This window comes from Streptomyces sparsus, from assembly GCF_054776295.1.
Genome location: NZ_BAAHCA010001225.1, coordinates 1 through 1,195, shown reverse-complemented (window position 1 = coordinate 1,195; position 1,195 = coordinate 1). Strand labels below are relative to the sequence as shown.

Sequence of the window (1,195 nt, the reverse complement as noted above, 5' to 3'; positions counted from 1 at the left end):
CACCTCGTGCCGGGCGACGGCGACGCGGTCGCCGTCGAGCAGCAGCCGGGCGGCCGGCCCGCTCAGACCTCCGGTGTGACGACGGCATCCGGCCGGACCCGGCGCGCAGCGGAACCTCCGCGCGGCGGTGACCCTCTTACTTGGCTCTTGCCACGATCACGAGGAGGCCACCCATTCGTATCCGTCGTGCAGTTGCGGCCGTCGCCACCACGGCCGTCGTCGCCCCCGTCGCGCTGCTCGCGGCCCCCGCCGCGTATGCCGGCGAGCCGTCCGGGCCGGACCGGATCGTCCCTCAGGCCGAGAGCGCCCCGGGCTCGGACGAGAAAGCCCTCGCCGAAGAACGACCCGCGGAGGCGTCCCCGGCCGAGGAGTCCCCCGCCGAGGCGTCCCCGGCCGAGGAGTCCCCCGCCGAGGAGTCCCCGGCCGAAGAGTCCCCGGCGGAGGAGGGGAAGCCGGGCGACGAGGAACGGGGCGAGCAGTGCGAGGCCGTTGAGGAGAGTGACGGCGTCACCGCCACCGTCAACGGTGTGCCCGAGCAGATCTACTCCGGCAGCGGCTGGGAGGACTTCTCGCTGACGGTCACCAACAACACCGACGCATCGCGGCAGTTGACCTCCGCGCACCTCTGGAAGAACGCCTTCACCGAGAGTCTCAAGGACGCCACCCGGTACGTCCGACTGCAGGCCGAGGCCAACGGGACCTGGACGGACGTGAGCAAGGAGGACGGGAGCGACGACTCCGGCCTGGTCGGCTGGAGTTCGCTGGCCGCCGGCGAGACGGCCGGCGTCGAGCTGCGCATCCGGGTGGACCGTGCTCCTGCCTCGCTGGGCGTCGCCATGGGCTACGCGTTCCACGTGGCGGGCGACAACACCTGCGCGGAGAAGGTGGGCGACGTCTACCTGTTCAACATCATTCCGGGCAGCGAGAAGCCGAACGGCAACGACGCCGAGCCGCAGGGTGGCACACGGAGCCCCGAGAAGCCGACGGACGTCGAGACCGGCGAAGCCCCGGGCCAGGACGACGAGTTGGCGGCGACGGGTTCGGACGCGAACCTGCCGATGTTCGGGCTCGCGGGCGCGGCGGCTGTTGCCCTCGGCGCCGGCGCCACGTTCCTCGTGCGTCGCCGCAAGGGCGCTGACACCGCCGCCTGACGGCAGCGGCGGGCGGCGGATTGCCAGGGACCCCCGGACCCCCC

Annotated in this window: 1 protein-coding gene; it reads left to right on the top strand. The window is 73.0% G+C overall.

Annotated features, from left to right (window positions below):
- Positions 1-140 precede the first annotated feature (140 nt).
- Positions 141-1,151 carry an LPXTG cell wall anchor domain-containing protein gene (locus tag ACYVE9_RS27550; RefSeq protein ID WP_461030609.1) on the top strand — a complete coding sequence of 337 codons (1,011 nt, stop codon included), beginning with the start codon at positions 141-143 and terminating at the stop codon, positions 1,149-1,151.
- Positions 1,152-1,195: the final 44 nt, after the last annotated feature.